We start from the raw sequence: 19,519 nt of genomic DNA on the forward strand, positions 1-19,519 counted from the left end.
TGTAAAGTGTATTTTATTGCAATCTCTGCCACGAATAGTTATTATGAAAATGATAATCATTTTCAATTATAGAGGAGGAGAGTAGCAATGAAAAGACACCTTATTATTGGAATGCATTTAGCTGTTTACGGGAATCATGGCAAACAGGGCGCCTTGATAGACGAACATATTGCATTTGCGCAGCGTGCTGAGGCAGCGAAATTAGATTTTGTATTTAAAGCGGATTATTTAATAGCTCATCCAGAATTAATGGCTAAAATGAAAGGAACAGTTGGCTTAGATCCTAGCTTTTTAATGGCGATGGTGGCAAGAGAAACGAAACAGATTGGCTTAGTAACAACGATTTCCACATCCTTTACGCCACCTTATCTGATTGCGCGTCAATTGCAATCCTTAAATTGGATTAGCGAAGGACGAGTTGGATGGAATATCGTCACCTCTATAGATGGCGCCCATAATTTCAGCAATGAGCCCATGCCTTCTTCCGAGGAGCGTTATGCTAAAGCTGCAGAATGTACAGCGGTGGTCAAGCAGCTATGGCATAGTCATCCCTATGAAACATTAGAAATGGATGGAAAATTAGAGAAAATAATAGAGCTTGTTAAGCCAATTGAGCATGAGGGCGAATTTTTCCATATAAAGGGTCCCCTAAATCTACCTATGCATCCAGCAGGAGAGATTCCGCTCTTCCAAGCAGGTGCGTCGGATGTTGGGCGGCGATTTGCGGCTACGGTTTCCAATGCGATTTTTGCGGCTACACCAGCCATGGAGGTGGGTATTGAGATGCGTAATGATTTACGTCAGCAGGCTATAGAAGTAGGTCGTTCAGCCGACGATATTCGCTTATTACCTGGACTCTATTTCTTTATAGGGGATACATATGAAGAAGCACTCGAAATGCACCGACAAGCATATGCACATTTAACACTTGAGCGACGCTACAGAGCTTTAGAATCTGTGATTGGTATGGATGTTCGTCATTTGGCACTTGAAGATCAGGTAACGGTTGATATGCTGCCATCAAAAGATCAACAAGTACGTAGTAAAACACATGCAGAATTGGTACGTCGTTATATTATAAACAATGAACCAACTGTCGCAGTATTGTTAGCACGTCCAGAGGTAATTGGCTCAGCCCACCTTGTAGCAATCGGTACACCACAGGATATTGTCGATCAAATCGTTACTTTTTATGAAGAGGGTGCATTGGATGGCTTTATTGCCATACCAGGTGGACCTGCAAAATCTTTGGATTTGTTCTTTAGCAACGTTATTCCCATGTTAGTAGAGCGGGGGTTATTCAGAGCTGAATATAAAGGTAGCACATTACGTTCCCATTTAGGCTTAGATGTGCGCTCTCCCATTAATAGCTGAGAAAGGGCAAGCCATAAGCTTTGCCCTTTTGTTGCTAGAAACTCATTCGAATATTAATAGGATAAAGATAAGGTGATTCGGGTTGTTCGATTGTTACCCAATCATCAATATGGATAACAGGTAAGCTTGCACCCTCATATGTTGTTTGACTAATTGTACCGACCGCTTCAATCCATGTATCTTCTGTGAGTGTAGGAGCGTCCGAAAACTCTGTCAGAAAGCCAACGATACTGGCATCGGCGACACAATGCGTAATAAGAAACCTTGAAATCACTAGTTGCTTTTCTGTAAAACTTTCTTCTTTTAAAACAAAGCCCTTCAACTGTATTTTCTTCCCTAAATAGTTAGCCAAATGTTGATTAATTTCCTCGTAATAGATCGTATAGTCCTCATCAGTCATTTTCAGCATAGATTGTTGGGATAACTGTTGCTTTAATTTGTCATATTGCTTTTTTGTCATTTCCTGTTTTTCTTCCATCAGTCTGGGATCAGCATCATGCTCATCATAGATGTTTTCATCAATCGTTTCATTTGAAGTGAGGTAATCCTCAATTTTAGTTGATCGGTTTTGCTGAGTGAGAATAAATGCACCACCCTTTTTATCAGCGATGGATGCATCTAAAATTTTTGCTGGCACGAAGAAGCCTGTCATTATTGGTGTCATAATAATGAGGTAGGCTATTATTTTTTTTCGGGTAAAGGCTGTGTGACCATGATCGTGATGGGAGCAGCATGCTTGTCCCGTTTGATCACATGAATGGGGAACCTTTGAAAAAGATATAACTCTTGTCACTTGAACAAGAAATAGTATAAAAAATAAAATGGCGGCTGTTTTACTCAGCCCTTCATATTTAGGGTTGATAAATTTTGCTAGTTCTCCGGTCCAATGCAGGTTGGCAATCATAGCCGAAAAGGCGAGTAACATTAAGGCTCTTAGCGCTTGTTGAACGTGAAATTTCATGGTTTTCCCCCTTAGAGATACGCTGAAAGAATCCATATACTAATGTAGACAACTATAGCCACTAAGGCGATTAACCAAAAAACAAATTTTAAACGAAATACGCTCATCAACATAATGGTATTTTTCAAATCGATCATAGGGCCAAAAATAAGAAAGGCCAGAATGGATGGGGTGGAGAAAATGGCACTAAAGGATGCACCAATAAAGGCATCTGCCTCAGAGCAAAGTGACAGAATGAAGGCTAAGCCCATCATAACTAGAATGGAGGAGGGTTCACCTTCTCCAATGGCTACAAGTGTTTTGGTAGATACATAGGTTTGTACAAAGGCAGCTAAAAATGCCCCGATAATTAAGTATTTACCCATATCAAAAAATTCATCGATGGCATGTTTTACCATATTTAATAATTTGGTGAAGAAGGATATCTGTTGACTAGAGGTTGTTAATGAGTAGGGCTGTAAAGAGCTCTTAAATTGGGAGCCTTTAAAAAATAAACTGATAAGTAATGCTACTACAATAGCGATGACAAAGCCAACAAGCATTCGAAGGCTCGCTATTCTTAAATCATTTCCAAATGCCATATAAGTAGAAAGAATAACAACGGGATTAATAAGTGGACCAGTTAACATAAAGCCTATAGCTGCATGTATAGGTACACCTTTGACAATCAATCTTCTAACAATCGGAACAATCCCACATTCACAGGCTGGAAATAATGCACCTACAAGACAACTCATGATAACGGCCATCACAGGGTTTCGAGGAATCCACCTTTGGATATGTTCCTCTGTTATAAAAATCTGAATAAAGCCAGCAATCAGTATTCCAATTAAGACAAATGGTAATGCTTCAATTAAAATACTTAAAAATATTGTATTTAAATTGAGTAGAGAGGAACTAAGGTCGTTTAGTGCTGAAACATTGAATAACAGTAGTGGTAGCATGCCTATGAATAGAATGAAGAGCAACCAAAAATTCAATACATATTTGGAAAAATGGAGACGTTCCACATAGACCTCCTTAAAGTGTAATGGTTACGTTTTAATTTAAGATATGACATAGATGATATTGTTAGTACTTCAAAAAAGGAAAGAGAAAGTAAAAATTGATACCTACCATCTTTTTACTTTCCCTCTATATCGAATTATTTATGAGAATACTTAGTTCTATATTGTTTAGGGGTAATCCTAGAAAAATGTATCTTTTTAGCAAAGATTTTCCCTGTTCTTTTTTTGAAGGGTGGTGTCATTCATCGCTTCTCCAAATTGAAATAAGAGCCTATTCTTACTCTAATTATACAAATCATGGCTATTTTGTTTTCTACAGCTAGTGCGAAAGATAAGAAAAGACACTTTTGCAGAAATGTTGATTGGAGTAAAGCGGCTCAACGGACGCCCCCTGGAAAGGACGCTGGCGGAACGGAAATCAATCCCTCACCTTGCTAAAGGGTTTTTTCTGTTAGAGACATGAGCTTTTTTAACAACATGAAGAAGTCCAGTGAAACATTTTCACTGGATTTCTTTAGGTAATGAATTAATATGCTATAGGGTGAACTTTTTGAGCTCATTCATCAATGTATCCGTCATAGCTTGAAGCTCGTCTATTTTAGTACTAATTTTTTGTAAGGATAGTAGCTGCTCTTGCGTTGATGCCGATATTTCTTCTGTGCCAGCAGCCGTTTCTTCTGTAATAGCAGAAATATTTTCAATAGTACTATTTACTTGTTGGCTCATTTCATTCGTTTGTGCCATTTCTTTTGTGAGATTTTGTAAATCGCGATAGATATTTGTTATGTGCATGGTAATAACTGAGAATGATTGTTCTGTTTCTACCATGGATTGAGATTGCTCATTTGATAGCAGATAACCTCGTTCAGCCGTAGTAAGGATGTGCATAATGCCATCTTGAATATGCGAGACCATTGAGGTGATTAAATTCGTAGCATTCTCCGTTTCAGTAGAGAGCTTTTTAACCTCCTCGGCAACAATGGCAAACCCTTTGCCTGCTTCTCCAGCTCGTGCAGCCTCGATGGCAGCATTTAGGGCTAATAAATTTGTTTGGCTGGCAATCGTATGGACAGCATTGGCTGCGCCTTCAATTTCCGAAGTAAATTGAGAGAATTGAGTTACAGCTTCCTTAATATCAAGTGATGTCGTTGAAATATCCTTTGCAATGGAAGATTGTTTTTCTAATGAATATTGACCATTTTGAACAGCCTCCAGAGCTTGTTTGCCAGTGTCAGCCGATTGCTCACTTGTACGCATTACATCCTTAAATTGATCTGCCATAGTATTCATTTGGAGTGCCACTGATTGAATGTCTTCTGACATCGTATAGCTGCCTTTTGCTAATTCGTCGGTTGAGGTAGCGACTTGATTACTACTTTCATGAATATTGTTCATATGGCTCGTTACTTCTTGTGTAAACAAATTAACATCCTTTCCAATATAATCGATGGATTGTACGGTACTTTTTAAATTATTCATCATGTCTGCAAAGTTTTTTGTTAATTGATCAATCTCATATCGACTGTTAGCTTGATAGGAAAGGGTGGAGGTATCAATAGTTAAGTTTCCTGTTGCTGCGGCCTGTGCGCAATCTACAATCTGATTAATGGGTTTGGTAATTCTTTTCGCAGCCACATAGGAATAAAGTATCGTAGCAATAATTAATAGCACACTACCTATGATGGTAGTGGTTGTAATGAAACCTATTTTTTGCTTCGTTACTTGGATCATTTCTTGATACCATTCGTTTGTTTCTTTTTTGAGCAAATGCATATCGTTTAAAATTCCTTTAATTCGGATGGACTGCTTTTTAATTTCAGAGCGATTGTTTTCTTGAAACCCGCTTTCAGTCGCCTTTTCTAGATTTTCAAATTTACTAGCTATTTTTTCGACGATTTTCTGATGTTCAGGTAATCTCGTTAGAGAGGCTAATGCCTCTAAATTACTTTTTGTTTCTTGTAAAATAGCGAGCGCTTCATTTTTATTGGCCTCACTATCTAAGTAGGTAAAATTATTTAAAGATTGACTGGCAACAACTAAGCTTTGCTCTAGTTCTTTTACTGCAAGTAAAAGTTTCGTATCATCCTGTGCTGTTGTTTGGATCGTAAATGTTTGTAGGATAATAAAGCCAATCATAGCCATAGCCAGTACGATTGGAATCAATGTGTTCATAAATAATTTCTTACGTAGTGTCACTGGTCATTCCCCTTTTCCGCAGTAACTTTTATCGTACCTGAAATAATGGCTTCTTTGGCTTTTTCGATGGCTGTCTGTTGCTCAGCTGTCAGTTGAATTACACGAATATCTGCTAGTCCCACACCTTGATCCGCTAAACCTAATGCAAAGGATTTTTCCGTAATTTTTCCATTTTCGACTAATGTCTTTGCAAGTTGATAGACGGCAAGGTCAACATTTTTAAGCATGGATGTGACAACTGTTTTTTCTGCAACAAAAAACTGATCGATATCAACACCCGCTGCATAGATCCCCATTTCCTCGGCCTTTTTTATCGCCCCAAAGCCAGTAAAGCCTGCTGCATGGTAGATAAAATCAACGTTATTTTTGATATACCTTTCTGCTATTGCTGCACCAGCCTGGGTATCGTCAAAGGTACCAGCATAATCACTCATAATTTCAATCGATGGCTCTACATAACGAGCTCCTTCGATAAAACCATTTTCAAAATGGTGGATAACAGGAGCATCTGCTCCACCAATGAAGCCAACTTTTCCTGTTTTGCTTGTCATAGCGGCAATCATCCCAACTAAAAAACTACCTTCTTGTTCTTTAAAAGTAATTGATATGATGTTGTCAATTTCAGATTGTCCGTCAATCAGTATAAATTGCTGAGAGGGATTTTGTTTCGCTGTCTTTTCTAGTGCTTCTTGCACAGAGAACCCGAGACCAATGATGATATCATATTTTTCTGCTACAAGCTCATTCAGCTTTTCCTCGTATTTACCATCAGGAGCCTCTTTGTAATCAAACAAAATACCTAGCTCATCGCGCGCCTTTTCTAAGCCTTTAAAAGCAGAATCATTAAATGATTCATCTCCTAGTCCTGCATCTGATAGTAAAATCCCTATCTTATATCCTTTCGTTGATGTTTCTGTCGGTGCTGAGGAACAGCCTGCTATCAACAGTGTGATCAAAAGAAAGCTAGTGATTAATTTCTTCAAATTATGTGTACCTCCTGTTGTGTATAAAATATATATCGGCAAAAACTTAATATTTTTAGTCTGATGTCAGACATCCATAAAAATAAATTTTTTAGCATGTCTAAGAATAATGATTCATTTCTATATACATAATAAGTTAATAATATAAAGCAAGATTACTAATAAAAGGTTTCCGTAGCACTTCTTCTATGTACAGTACTATAAAAGCCTAACGAAAATAGCGTTAGGCTTTACTACATGTTCTAAACAGCGCCGAATAATTTTAATAAATTTATAATAATAATGCCAATTACCCCAAAGTCTGAATCGCCGAAGGTTGTGCCCTCATAACCAATGTCTCCCATAAAGATAAGGAGTATGGCTGGAATAAAGCTAATTAATAAACCATTGGCAAAGGCTCCGGACATCGCACCAATTCTACCACCAGTAGCATTTCCAAAGACACCCGCCGCAGCACCTGTGAAGAAATGTGGAACAAGACCTGGCACGATGACTTTTAGTCCGATGAAGGGGAGAATAAACATGGAAACCAGTCCTGCTATAAAACTAAAAATGAAACCAATAATAACGGCATTTGGTGCAAAAGGGAAGATGGTTGGACAATCAAGTGCTGGTTTTGTGTTTGGTACAAGTTTATCTGCAATGCCTTTGAAGGCTGGAATAATTTCAGCAATTAACATCCGTACACCTGCTAAAATAATATAAACACCTGCTGCAAATGTAATCGCTTGCATAATAGCGAAAATAATAAAATTAGAGCCTGCAGATAATTGAGTCTCAATATAGGAAGGGCCAGCGAAAAGGGCAACAATCACAAAGAACACACTCATTGTTAAAGAAATAGCAACGGAGGTATCTCGTAAAAAGCCTAATGATTTCGGAACCTGTATATCCTCTGTGGATTTCATTTTATTACCAAAGAGCTTACCAATCTTTGCTGAAACATAATAGCCAACACTGCCAAAGTGACCAACAGCAAAGTCGTCACTACCTGTTATTTGCCGAACTGTCGGCTGTAAAATGGCAGGGAACACGACCATACAAAGCCCAAGAATAATAGACCCGACAAGAATAAGTGGTGTACCACTCATCCCTCCAACTGACAATGAAGCAGCGATTAAACAAGCCATAAATAATGTATGATGTCCAGTTAAAAAGATATATTTTAATGGCGTAAATCGCGCAAATAGTAGATTCATAATCATACCAAATACCATGATTAATGCAGTAGCTGTACCAAAATTAGTCTGAGCAGCTGCCACGATGGCTTCATTGTTGGGAATGACTCCCTGTACTTGAAAGGCATGATCGAACATTTTACTAAAATGATCTAAAGAGCCAATTAAGACAGTGGCACCAGCTCCGAGGATGACAAAGCCCATTATCGTTTTTAATGTACCTGACAGAACAGTGGAACTTGATTTTTTTGAATGAGTAAACCAATAAAAGCGAATAGGCCGACTAATATAGCTGGTGTTCCTAAAATGTCATGCATGATAACATCTAACATACCAACACCTCATCCTATCCAAATTTTTATGCTTAAAGCAACGGTTCAAGCTTTTCTTTTATTTCTGAAATACTCATCATATTAATGATGCTCACAATGATTCCTTTGTCTTTCGCTAATTCATTCACGATATCTGCTGCCCCTAAATAAATATCTGCTTTCTCCGCCTTGGCAGACGCTAAATCTGTATGCGTTACCTCTGCATCTTTCCCCAATACTTCTAATGCTTTTTTAACATTCAATTCTAAAATAAAGCTACTTCCTAAACCGCTTCCACACACGACTAAAATTTTCATTCTGTTGACTCCTTTGTCGTATATTGTTTGATTTTCTCCCATATCATGTCCGCATGTTGACAGGCGATTAGGTCATCAATCTGATCGGGTTCTTGTAAGACTAATGCCAAATCAGCCAACACCTGTAGATGTGAAGCATTGTCAATGGCAGCTAACACAATTAGTAGGTAGACGGGCTGATTAGGGCTGAAAAAAACAGGCTTTTGTAAACGTAGCAAGCTTATAGCTAGTTCATGAACTCCATCAGATGGCCGTGCATGAGGAATGGCTACTTTGGGTGTGATGACAACGTAAGGACCATAATGTTCAATAGATCGAATCATGGCTTCGACATAGCGCTGTTCAATTTTGTGTTGTTGTACTAATGGGCTAGCCGCTAAATGAATTGCTTCTTGCCATGATCGGACAAAGTTTGCAAGCTGTATACAATCTTTTGTCAACAGCTTGGTTAGCAAGGACAACCCTCCTTTCATAAAAATATCTTCCCATTCCATGTTATTACGACTGTATGTGGAATTATGTCATCGTAGAAGACATTTTTAATTGCTTTGCTATTTCATAAACCGACACTTTGACAAATTCATCCATTTTATGGTCTAAGCGCGTTTTCGGATAAATCAATTGAATTTTTCTATTCAGTGTTACATCATGTAGATCTTTCTTCATCAGTACACCTGATTTTAATTCTTCTTCTATTAAGGAAACAGATAGAAACGCCAAGTTTTTGCCAAAGGTCAGCATCTTTTTAATCGTGCTCACAGAATCTAGCTCAATTGTGTAAATAGAAGGCTGAAATGGGTCCATCCACTTTTCAATGAAGTGATTCGTGGAGCTAGAGGATGTATGCAACAATAGCTTGTACTTAAGAATATCTTCTTTGGTGATGTCGTTTTGTGCTGCTAGCTCGTGAGATGGGCTAAATGCCAATACAAGTGCATCTTCACCGATAGTTTCGTACTGAAGTAAAGGATTTTCCTGCTTAGTCTCCATGATGAGCCCGAAATCTAATTCTTGTAGTGCTACCTTTCTTTCAATTTCGGGTGCTGTTTTTACTTCTAGTGAAATGCGAATCTCAGGATAGGTCGTTGAAACTTGATGAATTAAATCTGGCATAAAAATATGGGCAGGTAAGCCACTCGCCCCAAGTCGTAATGAACCGATATGGCCTGCTAAAAGATTTTCAATAAAACGATCCATATCCTTTTGAAGTTGAACCATTTGACGAGCGTAATGATACACACCTTCGCCCGCTTCTGTTAAACGATATCCTCCTGCATTTGTTCGAAATAAACGAATACCGTATTCCTCCTCTATAGAGCGAATATGAAAGGATACGGTGGGGGCTGTAATGCCAAGTGCTTTGGCGACAGGGGCTAATTTTTTTAATTCTACAAGTAAGCAAAATGCCTGTAATTTACTATTGTTCATTTTATCCTCCTAAAGGAAATTAGAAAAAATCTTGTATTTGCTTTAGTTTATTAGATTTTTTTTAACGTGTTATTAATAGTAGATTAATATTTTCTAAATATCTGGAATTTATAGTTGTAAGTAACGAGGAGGATACTTATGAAAATCTCATTAAAAAATATCGAGAAAAAATATGGGCAGTTTCAAGCATTATGGCCGATTGATGTGGAGTTAGATCAGCAATTTATTACGATCCTAGGACAATCAGGCTGTGGCAAAACAACCTTATTAAAGTTGATGGCTGGTCTTGAACAACCAACAAAAGGAGAAATTCGATTTGATGACACCGTCATTTATTCTTCGGCGTCTCGTAAAAATGTCAAACCAAATAAGCGTAATATTGCCATGGTTTTTCAAGATTTTGCTCTATGGCCACATATGACCATCTTCCAAAATATTGCCTTTGGCTTAAAGGGCATTATTCCAAAATCAGCTATTCCTGAACGAGTCGAGCATGTGATGCGATTGGTAAAAATGCAAGGCTATGAGCAACGAAAGCCAGGTGAATTATCGGGTGGACAACAGCAACGAGTGGCATTAGCAAGAGCTTTAGCAACCAAACCGCAATTGATTTTATTTGATGAGCCTTTATCTGCTCTTGATGCTGTTCTAAGAGAGCAAATGCAAGATGAAATTATGCACCTCATTCATGAGCTTAATTGCCAAGCCATTTTCGTAACACATGATCAAACAGAGGCTATGACAATGTCTGATCAAATTATCGTTATGGAGGCAGGAAGAATTGCTCAAATTGGCTCGCCTGAGGAAATTTATCGTGCTCCGGCAACGCCCTATGTGGCAGATTTTATTGGCAAAGTGAATTGGCTTCACAATCGACAATCAATTGTGCGACCTGAAGGTGTTTCGAGAGTATCGCGTCCTGGGACGATTGCTAAACAAGCGCAGATTGTGAAAAGTACATTTGTTGGCGATCGTTATTTAGTACAAGCACAGGTAGAAGGACAGTCTTGGAGCTTTTATGAGAAGCAGCCATTAGAGCATGGAAAAAGATTGCAAGTTTTTATTGATGAAAAACAAATCTATCAATTGGAGGGTTTACATTGAAGAAACGACATTTTAAATTATGGGCAACTGCTGGCATTTTATTGACCTTAGCATTAGCTGGCTGTGGTAATAAAGAGGCAAAAGAGACGAATGAAGCAAGTGCAAAGACACAGGAGGAGAAAGTACTGACAGTGTATTCTGCTGGGCCAGATGGTTTAGCTGCAAATATTCAGCAAGCATTTGAAGAAAAAACAGGGATTAAAGTGGAAATGTTTCAAGGAACTACGGGTAAAATTCTCTCTCGTTTAGAAGCGGAAAAAAATAATCCTGTAGCTGACATTGTTGTACTTGCCTCTGTTGCCTCAATGGATGGGTTAAAAGCAACAGATCAATTGCAAAGCTACGAAGAGGCTAAAAACAAGGACAAAATCAACAGTGATTGGTCGGATCAAGATGGATATTTTTATGGCTACAGTGCCTCTGCTTTAGGGATTGCCTATAATACGAAAAATACGACACAGGCGCCTACGGATTGGTCTGATTTAGCAAAAGCTGATTGGCATAATAAAATTAATATTCCCGATCCAAGTCTGTCAGGCTCTGCTGTTGATTTCTTATTTGGTTACACAGCAGCAGAAAAAACAGCTTGGAGCACGATTGATAGTTGGAAGAAAAATGGCTTACAAGTCAATGGTGCGAATAAAGAAGCCTTGGATGCGGTTATTACAGGCGAGAAAAATGCCACGATTGCAGGTGTAGATTATATGGCTTATAAAGCAAAAGCAGACGGTGAGCCAGTGGAAATTATCTATCCGACGAGTGGGACAGTGGTTAGTCCAAGAGCAGTAGGTATTTTAAAGGATGCGCAACATGTAGAATCTGCGCAAGCCTATGTTGATTTTTTATTGTCAGATGAAGGGCAAAAGCTAGTAGCAGATGCTTACTTATTACCAGGGAATAAAGATATTGCTGTGAAAAATCGTGCAGCATTAGATGAGATTCCACAGTTAACAGTTGATTGGATGGGTGCGGAAGCGAAACAGCTGGAAGTACTAACAAAGTTTACGGATTTATTTCGTTAAATAAAGGGAGGTTGATATACCTCCTTCTAGTTTTCAGAGAGAAGGGTTGAAATCGTCATGATAATGGAAGGAAGACGAGCTTTTGGATTTTTACTGACAATTGTCATCATATTTGCTATCGCTCCGTTGATGGCCATTTTATTTTATACCTTTATAAAAGAGGGACATGTTGATATATCACAGTTTAGTCGATTGTTTGCACATGATAGACTATGGAAAACGCTTGGAAATTCGATGGTTTTAGGGGTTTTCGTGATAATTGGGACAACAATTATCGCATTACCTATGGCTTTCATTCGCACGAAAACAAGTTTATATCAATATGAATGGCTTGATATTGTGTTAACGATTCCATTTATGACACCTCCCTATATTGGTTCAATGGGCTGGATTTTGTTTATGCAGCACAATGGTTTTTTACAGCAGCTTATTCCAAGTGCTGCTTGGATGACAGATTCCTTCTTTTCCTTATTTGGCATGGTAGTGATCATGAGTCTACACCTGTTTCCGTTTTTGTATTTAATGCTGAAAAATACATTGCTTCGCATAAATGGTTCATTTCTAGATGCAACGCTGATTTTTGGGCGAAGCTCTTGGCAAAATTGGCTAAAGGTTGTGTTACCCCTTTTACTTTCAAGCTATGTTTTGGGAAGTCTGCTTATTTTTATTAAGACGCTTGCTGAATTTGGAACGCCAGCTACATTCGGCAGTCGGATTGGGTTTCAAGTGTTTACAACCGAAATTCATTCCTATTTATCAAGATGGCCAGTCGATATTCGCATGGCAACCTCGCTATCCTTATTCTTATTGTCTGTTTGCTTAGTCATTTGGTATTTCCAGAATCTCATTGGACGCAAGTATACATATGGTGTGCTATCAGGAAAAACGCCTGCTAGACGTGAGATCAAAGATAAATGGTATATAAAAACAGCTTCGTGGACTTTTGTAGGGCTTGTCCTATTATTATCGATCGGCATTCCTTATTTCTCTATTATCGTGACCTCTTTGCAAAAGGTTCGGGGAGATGGTTTACAGGCAGGGAATTTCAGTTTGGCTTCTTATCAAGAGGTTTTCACCAGTGGAAGTGCAGGATTGACAGCATTTTTAAATAGCATCGTTTTTTCTATCATGACAGCCTTGATAACCGCCATAATAGGTTTATTCATCGCTCTTTATATTAAAAAAGGAGAAACTAGAAAGCAGCAAATATTAGACTTCTTTAGTTTAATGCCTAATATTATTCCGGGGATTGTCTTTGTTGTAGGTTTAATTATGTTTTGGAATGCTCCTTGGCTTCCCGCAACAATTTATAACACAAAGGCAATGGTAGTAGTCACATACTGTGTACTGTTTTTACCTTATTCGGTGCAGTATATAAAATCTTCTTTTTCACAATTAGATGCCTCTATTTTTCAATCAGCTGCTATTTTTGGGCGTAGTAACATTGCGGTTTACCGTCGTATCATCCTACCACTTTTGATGCAGGGTATTTTAACAGGAATGATGATGACTTTTATTATATCAATGCGAGAGCTTGTAGCTGGCCTTTTAATTTTGCCACCATCCGTAGAGACTGGGGCAACCTTTATCTATAGCCAATTTGAGCAAGGTAATGTAGGAGTTGGAATGGCAGTAGCTGTTATAACCGTCCTTATGACTGTCATTTTTATGTTGCTATTGGGTTGGCTGCAAAAACGAGGAGGGCAGGCAAATGCTTAGTGTTGAAATTTTAGGTGGTGTAGGCGAATATGGGCGCAATTGTTTTTATATTGAAAATCAGAGACAGGCCATTTTATTGGATTGTGGCATTATGAAAAATACACAAAAAACGCCACCAAATATTACATCTAATCATATTGAAAAGCTAGCTGCTGTCTTTATTTCTCATTCACATATTGATCATGTGGGGGCATTGCCATTACTAAAGAACATGGGCTATACCGGACCGATACTAATGAGTCATACAACTGCTCAGCAGCTTCCACTGCCTATTCCACAAATCCGAACTTTCTATCCAGATACGATTGGAAAATGGATAGAGGTCAATGAATATCTTGCCTTTCAATGGGGATATAGTGGGCATTTAATTGGAAGCGTGTGGTACAAAATTCGTTTCTTTGAGGAAATGATTTTTTTCTCTGGTGATTATGTAGTCGATTCGTATTTATTAAAGGCGACCTTGCCAGAGGGGGATGGAACGGTTTATGATGTAGCGCTTATTGATAGTGGACATGCGGAAAAATGCATTCGAAATCTTGAGGTGTTACAGCAAATGGCTATGTATGTAAAGGCTCATCCCAATCATTCATTTATATTCCCCTCCTCTTTTTCGGGCAAAACAGTCGATATTATGACGTATCTTTCCGAACATACAACTCGAGCAATTAGGGTAGATGCCAAGCTACAACCTTTATTGGCGTATTATGATGAAGAACATGAAAATATTTGGCCGAATAAAGTGATGCTTTTAGAACGACTCAAGCAAAAACAGGACAGTGATCATGTACTGTATTTTGTCTCAGAGCAGGATGAGGCTCAAGTGGAGGCGCTTGCAAAGGAGTATCCTACAGCAATTTTTGTTCATACAGGCTATTCTCGTCATGCATACAATTCAGCTAGTTTAAAGCATTTCTCTGAGGAGTTCTTTTATAAAACACATCCAGACTATTGGGATATAGTGGCACTGTCGCAGAGACTTCGTGCACGACAAACGATCTATTTTCACAGTACACATACAAATTTAACAACCACATTTCCGAAGGAGGAATTAAAGCGTGACTAAACTAAAAAAATGGGCATTTTATCTGTGTGTCTTGGGCTTGATGTTGATTAGTATGATGAGTGTGAATACAACACAAGCGCAAGCAGCCATTGTGCCAGGCCATGAAATTAAATTCAATATTAAACCTGAGATTTTTAAGGAATCAACTATTGTCCAGGTTTTTCAAGCAACTAAAAAGGATGATGTAAAAGTTTATTTTTATGATACGCTTGACCAATCGTTTCTTCTTAATGATTATATACATCGCTTACGTGTCTATAAGGGCAGTAATAAAATGGATATAACCTACAAAAAGCGTTTTTTAAACACACCCTTAAGTGAAGCAATAGCAGAAACAATGAATCATGGTTTTACTGGTTCTGAATCAAATTATAAGTTTGAGCTAGATATTAAGGGAGACCATCGTACATTTACGATTAGCCGGAAGGAATCCTTGAAGACATCAGCTGAGGTCTCTTATGATTCAGTTCCTACAAATGTTGCGAAAAAACTCATTCTTGAAAATGCGCCAAAGAAAATTGTAAATTGGAATTCTGAAGCATGGTATAAAAATACGTTGTCTCAAGTTGTCGTATATGGGCCTGCTAATGCTATGACCTATAAAGGAAGCTTTTTAGGACATGAAGCGGATATAGAGATGTGGCAGTACAAAGGAGACATTATGGTTGAACTTTCTACGAAGGTAGATGATGTGGCTCAAGCAGCTACTATAGAAAAGCAATGGTATGAGCAACTATTATCCACTGGCTATTTAAGCGCGGATCAACGAGGTAAAACGGCATTTGTTATGGATAAATGAATAGGACAATAATGATTTCGCCTCATATAGAAATGAGGCGAAATTTTTCTTTGGCAACAGAGAGATTAAAAAAGTAGGTCCATGTTTGTTCTAACTTTGATAATTTCGCTTACACTTACTATAGGACGAACTTTGGGTGATATGAGGGGGAAATAACATAGCGAAAAAAATGGGCATTGTTACACTACTACTTTTCGGTGTTTACGTGCTTTGTATGTACTGGTATATATTCCACAGCGGTGGTGGTAAAATACCAAGTGCCTTACAAGGAACGGCGGCAGATCCCGTGATGTTTATGTCTGGCAAGGAGCTTTTTTTAAGTGGTGAATATTCAAAAATACGGAACTTTGTATTCTTTGTAGCCACACCTTTAGAATGGCTTATCTACTTCTTGATTTTACTATTGGGCGTATCTCGTTATTTTGAAAAAGTGACGACCTCCCAAACGAAGTGGAAGCTGTTGCAAAATGCAGGTTACTTATTCTTATTATCTTTATTGCTCTATATTGTGCTATTCCCGCTTGATTATTATCGCTATCATCTTAGCAAAAGCTATGGCATTAGTACACAAGCATTTGCATCTTGGATGAAAGATGGTGTCATTGATTTTTGGGTGAATTTTGGCACTAGCTTGATTATTGTTACAGTGATTTATTGGCTCATTAAAAAGAGCGAAAAAAGATGGTGGCTCTATGCTTGGCTTTTAACTATCCCTTTTACAATCTTTGTGATGTTCATTCAGCCTGTTGTCATTGATCCTTTGTACAATGATTTTTATCCACTAAAAAATAAAGAGCTGGAAACAAAGATACTTACACTTGCTACACAGGCCAATATTCCGGCAGAGCATGTTTATGAGGTCAACATGGCAGAAAAGACCAATGCCTTAAATGCTTATGTGACAGGAATTGGGAGCAATTCGAGAATTGTGCTATGGGATACTACATTAAATAGACTAACGGACAATGAAATTTTATTTATCATGGCACATGAAATGGGACATTATGTAGAGAAGCATATTTATTTTGGCATTGCAGGCTATTTATTCTTAATGTTAATAGGGCTATGGCTAACAGCGAAAATTATGCGTCGCTTGATTTCACGATATGGACAGGTTTTAAAAATTAATAAAATCAGTAGCATTCGTTCCTATCCATTATTTTTACTCATTACTTCTATTTTACTATTTGCTTCCAATCCAGTATCCAATTTTATATCGAGATATCAGGAAACGAGAGCCGATCAATATGCGATTAACCTTATGAATGATCGAGAAGCGGCTGTAACAGCATTTCAAAAGCTAACGATTTCAGGCTTAAGTGAAGTGAACCCACCACTTTTAGTGAAGTGGTTCCGTTATACACATCCACCGATGCTTGAGCGAATCTATAAAGTTGCGGATACCGGGGAACTTAAACAAAATATGCCTTTAAAGGAAGAACAGAAGAAAAAGTAAGAGGATAGGTTTTTCAGGAGAGTAAATTGGGTAGTCTATGACAAAGATGTATCAAAATTTGGTCGTTGATTGATAGGGGATAGCAATATGCGAAATGTGATTATAATTACACTTTCTTCCATTTTAGTGGCCTTTGCCTATAATTATTTATTGATTCCCCATGAAATTTTGAGTGGTGGGTTGAGTGGTATTGCCATCATGCTTGGGATTATTACCCCTTTGAATACAGGCGTGTTAAATTTACTGCTTAACCTGCCTTTACTGATTTTAGGTGTGATGAAGCTCGGCAAGCGATTTATTAGCTACACCATTCTTTCTGTGGCTGTGTTGTCAGTGAGTTTATATATTATTCCAATACACAAAACGACACAAGAGCCGATCCTAGCGTCCTTATTTGGCGGTGTTATTGTAGGGTTTGCAATGGGCATGATTTTCCGAGCAGCTGGCTCCTCAGGGGGCTTTGATATTATTGCTATGCTACTTAGTCGGAAACGTGATTTTCCGCTCGGTACGTTAATTGCCGCTATGAATGGAATCGTAGTGGCTGCTTCTGGCTTTGTCTTTAGCTGGGATGCGGCGTTGTTAACCCTTGTGTCCATTTATGCAACTGGAAAAGTAGTGGATACAATTCATACGAGCCATATTAAATTAACGCTGATGATTATTACGAGTAAAGGGGACGAGGTCAAACAGCAGCTATTAGAAAAGCTACATCGTGGGGTAACGATTATCGATGCAAAGGGAGCGTATTCAGGCGAGGGTAGGAAAGTATTAATTACTGTTATTACGCGTTACCAACTAGCTGATGTGAAAAGCACGATTAAGGAAACTGATCCAAAGTCGTTTGTGAATATTTTACAGACGACGGAAGTAATCGGGATGTTTGATCGTGGTACAACTAAATAATGCTATTCTCTACACACGTTTTAGGTTATACTTACCATAATCGAACGTGTGTTTTTATTTGGGGAAGGGGAACGTAAAGATGGAAAAAGAAATAATTCATGCTTACTGTATACAGCTTCATGGAACAACGTATGACTACCAAGAGGAGTGGCAAGCAGATCGCTATCATATCGGTGGAAAAATGTATGCCATGCTTGGAGGAAATAGAACAGGTAAACCTGTTCTTACATTGAAATGTGAGCCTTCTCGAGCGGAGGAATTACGAGAAGCCTATGCAAGCATTATACCTGGTTACTATATGAATAAAACCCATTGGAATTCCATTTATATGGATGCTGAGGATGTCCCGATGGATTTGGTAGAGAATCTTATCCAACATTCCTATGAGCTTGTTTTCAATAAACTAACGAAGAAAGCACAGCAGGAAATTCAATTGATTGGCAATGCATCAAACAAGTAATGAATAGCGCATTTACCTTTTTGGCAAATGCGCTAATGACTAATTATAACCACGCTCACCATAAGGCTTTAGTGTCTCAAGCCATTTTTGCTCCAGCTTTTCGAGTTCTTTTTTTTCATCGAAATAGCCTTCTTCTTTTTTCTTTAAATATTCAACGATTTCCACCTCAAAAGCTTCTTGACCATATAAATTGTAATCTGCCTGAAGCTCCTTGTTCGTATGTGTATTGGTTTTTAGCATAAATTGAAAGCCATTTAAACGCTTTAAATTATTAAAGCTCCCCACAAAAACTTTGCCTGTTTGTGTATTGGTCATTGTAAAGACGCCAGCTTCAATTTTCAGCTCTTTATACATTTCTTTTAACTCTTTTTTATGATCCATTATTATTAACCTACTTTCTTATTTTTTTACCCAATAGGCACTGCCATCTGCTTTCCGGTCAAGAAAACCGTATTCAATTAAGTAACGACGTATATGAACATAGTCTTCATACATCGGTTTAATCACTTCATTTAATTCTTTTTCAGTATAATGCTTTTCCTCGTCAAAAAGATTTGCAATTGCACGCAGTACTACAATTTTCTGTTTTTCGCGCTTTGGAAAGCGTACCAGTTCCTTGCCAACACCGTTTGGAAATAGCTTCTCTAATAATTGCTGTTCTTCCGTGAGGGTTACGTTATAGCGATCGTCAACCATAGTAGCTGTTTTATGAATAGGCACAAATGGTTCCTCCTTCTGATCTTGTTCTTTTAGTAACTCCATCATCACCATCAATGTTTTAGCTTGGCGTTCCTTTTCCTTTAAAGCAAAACGGTGATGGCGAATCGTTGTGGCGCTGCCAATCTCTAATTCTTCTTTTATCTCTTGATCTGATTTTCCCTCATAAAATAAGCGTAAAATATGACTTTGATGTTCTGTTAAGCCTGTCATTTTTTTATTGAGACCGTTTAAATAATGAAAAACAGAATGGTGAGCCAATGTAATATGGTGTTGCATCATTTTCTCTGCTTCATATAATAAGCCCTCTTGAGGATAAATAATGCCTTTTTCTACTTTTTCACCGCATAGTAGGCAGGTGAAGTGTGTCGCTTGATCGATATATCCCTTTTTAAGATCATCGATAGGAGCTTGCCAAAATAATTCATTTACATCCATTGCAACCCCTCCTTGGTAAAACAAACGAATTTTAAATTTGTTTGTTATTTAATATTTAAAATAACAAATTGTTTGTTATA

Annotated in this window: 18 protein-coding genes and 1 pseudogene; 9 read left to right on the forward strand and 10 right to left on the reverse strand. The window is 38.1% G+C overall.

Features of this window, described 5'->3' with window-relative positions:
• Window positions 1–111: 111 nt before the first annotated feature.
• Window positions 112–1,374 carry an NtaA/DmoA family FMN-dependent monooxygenase gene (locus NP781_RS03960; RefSeq protein WP_257522494.1) on the forward strand — a complete coding sequence of 421 codons (1,263 nt, stop codon included), beginning with the start codon at window positions 112–114 and terminating at the stop codon, window positions 1,372–1,374.
• A 34-nt stretch (window positions 1,375–1,408) separates the two neighbouring features.
• Here the strand turns inward: NP781_RS03960 and NP781_RS03965 are convergent, their stop codons facing one another.
• From NP781_RS03965 to NP781_RS04000, 8 genes and pseudogenes are all read right to left on the reverse strand, one after another.
• Window positions 1,409–2,335: a TIGR03943 family putative permease subunit gene (locus tag NP781_RS03965; protein WP_257521427.1), complete on the reverse strand. Its 927-nt coding sequence runs from the start codon at window positions 2,333–2,335 to the stop codon at window positions 1,409–1,411.
• Window positions 2,336–2,346: 11 nt separating this feature from the next.
• Window positions 2,347–3,345, reverse strand: a complete 999-nt coding sequence (locus NP781_RS03970; protein ID WP_257521428.1) for a permease — start codon at window positions 3,343–3,345, stop codon at window positions 2,347–2,349.
• Between the two features lie 531 nt (window positions 3,346–3,876).
• Window positions 3,877–5,538 (reverse strand): methyl-accepting chemotaxis protein, encoded by a 1,662-nt coding sequence (locus NP781_RS03975; RefSeq protein ID WP_257521429.1) that lies wholly within the window; start codon window positions 5,536–5,538, stop codon window positions 3,877–3,879.
• Window positions 5,535–6,521, reverse strand: a complete 987-nt coding sequence (locus NP781_RS03980) for a BMP family lipoprotein (protein ID WP_257521430.1) — start codon at window positions 6,519–6,521, stop codon at window positions 5,535–5,537. Before NP781_RS03980 ends, NP781_RS03975 begins: the two co-directional genes overlap by 4 nt.
• Window positions 6,522–6,763: 242 nt before the next feature.
• Window positions 6,764–8,031, reverse strand: a pseudogene (locus NP781_RS03985) (PTS ascorbate transporter subunit IIC).
• Between the two features lie 32 nt (window positions 8,032–8,063).
• Window positions 8,064–8,327, reverse strand: a complete 264-nt coding sequence (locus NP781_RS03990; RefSeq protein WP_257521431.1) for a PTS sugar transporter subunit IIB — start codon at window positions 8,325–8,327, stop codon at window positions 8,064–8,066.
• Window positions 8,324–8,782 carry a PTS sugar transporter subunit IIA gene (locus NP781_RS03995; protein ID WP_257521432.1) on the reverse strand — a complete coding sequence of 153 codons (459 nt, stop codon included), beginning with the start codon at window positions 8,780–8,782 and terminating at the stop codon, window positions 8,324–8,326. The genes NP781_RS03990 and NP781_RS03995 overlap by 4 nt, the downstream gene beginning before the upstream one ends.
• A gap of 61 nt (window positions 8,783–8,843) precedes the next feature.
• Window positions 8,844–9,755 (reverse strand): LysR family transcriptional regulator, encoded by a 912-nt coding sequence (locus NP781_RS04000; protein WP_221680566.1) that lies wholly within the window; start codon window positions 9,753–9,755, stop codon window positions 8,844–8,846.
• Between the two features lie 138 nt (window positions 9,756–9,893).
• Here NP781_RS04000 and NP781_RS04005 point away from each other — a divergent pair, with 138 nt between their 5' ends.
• The 8 genes from NP781_RS04005 to NP781_RS04040 all read left to right on the forward strand — a co-directional run bounded on the left by NP781_RS04005 (window position 9,894) and on the right by NP781_RS04040 (window position 18,284).
• The gene (locus NP781_RS04005) at window positions 9,894–10,859 is read left to right on the forward strand and encodes an ABC transporter ATP-binding protein (protein WP_221680567.1); all 966 of its coding nucleotides are present in this window, start codon (window positions 9,894–9,896) and stop codon (window positions 10,857–10,859) included.
• Window positions 10,856–11,881 (forward strand): ABC transporter substrate-binding protein, encoded by a 1,026-nt coding sequence (locus tag NP781_RS04010; protein ID WP_257521433.1) that lies wholly within the window; start codon window positions 10,856–10,858, stop codon window positions 11,879–11,881. The genes NP781_RS04005 and NP781_RS04010 overlap by 4 nt, the downstream gene beginning before the upstream one ends.
• A 57-nt stretch (window positions 11,882–11,938) precedes the next feature.
• Window positions 11,939–13,600, forward strand: a complete 1,662-nt coding sequence (locus NP781_RS04015) for an ABC transporter permease (protein ID WP_221680569.1) — start codon at window positions 11,939–11,941, stop codon at window positions 13,598–13,600.
• On the forward strand, window positions 13,593–14,663 hold the full coding sequence (locus tag NP781_RS04020) for an MBL fold metallo-hydrolase (protein ID WP_257521434.1): 1,071 nt from the start codon (window positions 13,593–13,595) through the stop codon (window positions 14,661–14,663). Before NP781_RS04015 ends, NP781_RS04020 begins: the two co-directional genes overlap by 8 nt.
• Window positions 14,656–15,462, forward strand: a complete 807-nt coding sequence (locus NP781_RS04025; protein WP_257521435.1) for a hypothetical protein — start codon at window positions 14,656–14,658, stop codon at window positions 15,460–15,462. The genes NP781_RS04020 and NP781_RS04025 overlap by 8 nt, the downstream gene beginning before the upstream one ends.
• A gap of 157 nt (window positions 15,463–15,619) precedes the next feature.
• Window positions 15,620–16,918, forward strand: a complete 1,299-nt coding sequence (locus NP781_RS04030; RefSeq protein WP_306832325.1) for a M48 family metallopeptidase — start codon at window positions 15,620–15,622, stop codon at window positions 16,916–16,918.
• 87 nt (window positions 16,919–17,005) lie between these two features.
• Window positions 17,006–17,824: a YitT family protein gene (locus NP781_RS04035; protein ID WP_257521437.1), complete on the forward strand. Its 819-nt coding sequence runs from the start codon at window positions 17,006–17,008 to the stop codon at window positions 17,822–17,824.
• Window positions 17,825–17,903: 79 nt separating this feature from the next.
• Window positions 17,904–18,284, forward strand: a complete 381-nt coding sequence (locus NP781_RS04040; RefSeq protein ID WP_221680574.1) for an MmcQ/YjbR family DNA-binding protein — start codon at window positions 17,904–17,906, stop codon at window positions 18,282–18,284.
• 39 nt (window positions 18,285–18,323) lie between these two features.
• On the opposite strand, the gene NP781_RS04045 is transcribed toward NP781_RS04040, so the two are convergent.
• Together NP781_RS04045 and NP781_RS04050 are read right to left on the reverse strand one after the other, a co-directional pair.
• The gene (locus tag NP781_RS04045) at window positions 18,324–18,665 is read right to left on the reverse strand and encodes a GIY-YIG nuclease family protein (RefSeq protein ID WP_257521438.1); all 342 of its coding nucleotides are present in this window, start codon (window positions 18,663–18,665) and stop codon (window positions 18,324–18,326) included.
• A gap of 18 nt (window positions 18,666–18,683) precedes the next feature.
• Window positions 18,684–19,439 carry a DUF2087 domain-containing protein gene (locus tag NP781_RS04050; protein ID WP_221680576.1) on the reverse strand — a complete coding sequence of 252 codons (756 nt, stop codon included), beginning with the start codon at window positions 19,437–19,439 and terminating at the stop codon, window positions 18,684–18,686.
• Between the last annotated feature and the right edge of the window lie 80 nt (window positions 19,440–19,519).

The organism is Lysinibacillus sp. FN11, from assembly GCF_024628845.1.
Lineage (GTDB): Bacteria > Bacillota > Bacilli > Bacillales_A > Planococcaceae > Lysinibacillus > Lysinibacillus capsici.

Excerpts from the sequence above, each read along its gene's own strand:
- NP781_RS03960 (WP_257522494.1), top strand. The coding sequence starts at position 112 with ATGCATTTAGCTGTTTACGGGAATCATGGCAAACAGGGCGCCTTGATA.
- NP781_RS03965 (WP_257521427.1), bottom strand. The coding sequence starts at position 2,335 with ATGAAATTTCACGTTCAACAAGCGCTAAGAGCCTTAATGTTACTCGCC.
- NP781_RS03990 (WP_257521431.1), bottom strand. The coding sequence starts at position 8,327 with ATGAAAATTTTAGTCGTGTGTGGAAGCGGTTTAGGAAGTAGCTTTATT.
- NP781_RS04000 (WP_221680566.1), bottom strand. The coding sequence starts at position 9,755 with ATGAACAATAGTAAATTACAGGCATTTTGCTTACTTGTAGAATTAAAA.
- NP781_RS04005 (WP_221680567.1), top strand. The coding sequence starts at position 9,894 with ATGAAAATCTCATTAAAAAATATCGAGAAAAAATATGGGCAGTTTCAA.
- NP781_RS04015 (WP_221680569.1), top strand. The coding sequence starts at position 11,939 with ATGATAATGGAAGGAAGACGAGCTTTTGGATTTTTACTGACAATTGTC.
- NP781_RS04020 (WP_257521434.1), top strand. The coding sequence starts at position 13,593 with ATGCTTAGTGTTGAAATTTTAGGTGGTGTAGGCGAATATGGGCGCAAT.
- NP781_RS04035 (WP_257521437.1), top strand. The coding sequence starts at position 17,006 with ATGCGAAATGTGATTATAATTACACTTTCTTCCATTTTAGTGGCCTTT.
- NP781_RS04040 (WP_221680574.1), top strand. The coding sequence starts at position 17,904 with ATGGAAAAAGAAATAATTCATGCTTACTGTATACAGCTTCATGGAACA.
- NP781_RS04045 (WP_257521438.1), bottom strand. The coding sequence starts at position 18,665 with ATGGATCATAAAAAAGAGTTAAAAGAAATGTATAAAGAGCTGAAAATT.
- NP781_RS04050 (WP_221680576.1), bottom strand. The coding sequence starts at position 19,439 with ATGGATGTAAATGAATTATTTTGGCAAGCTCCTATCGATGATCTTAAA.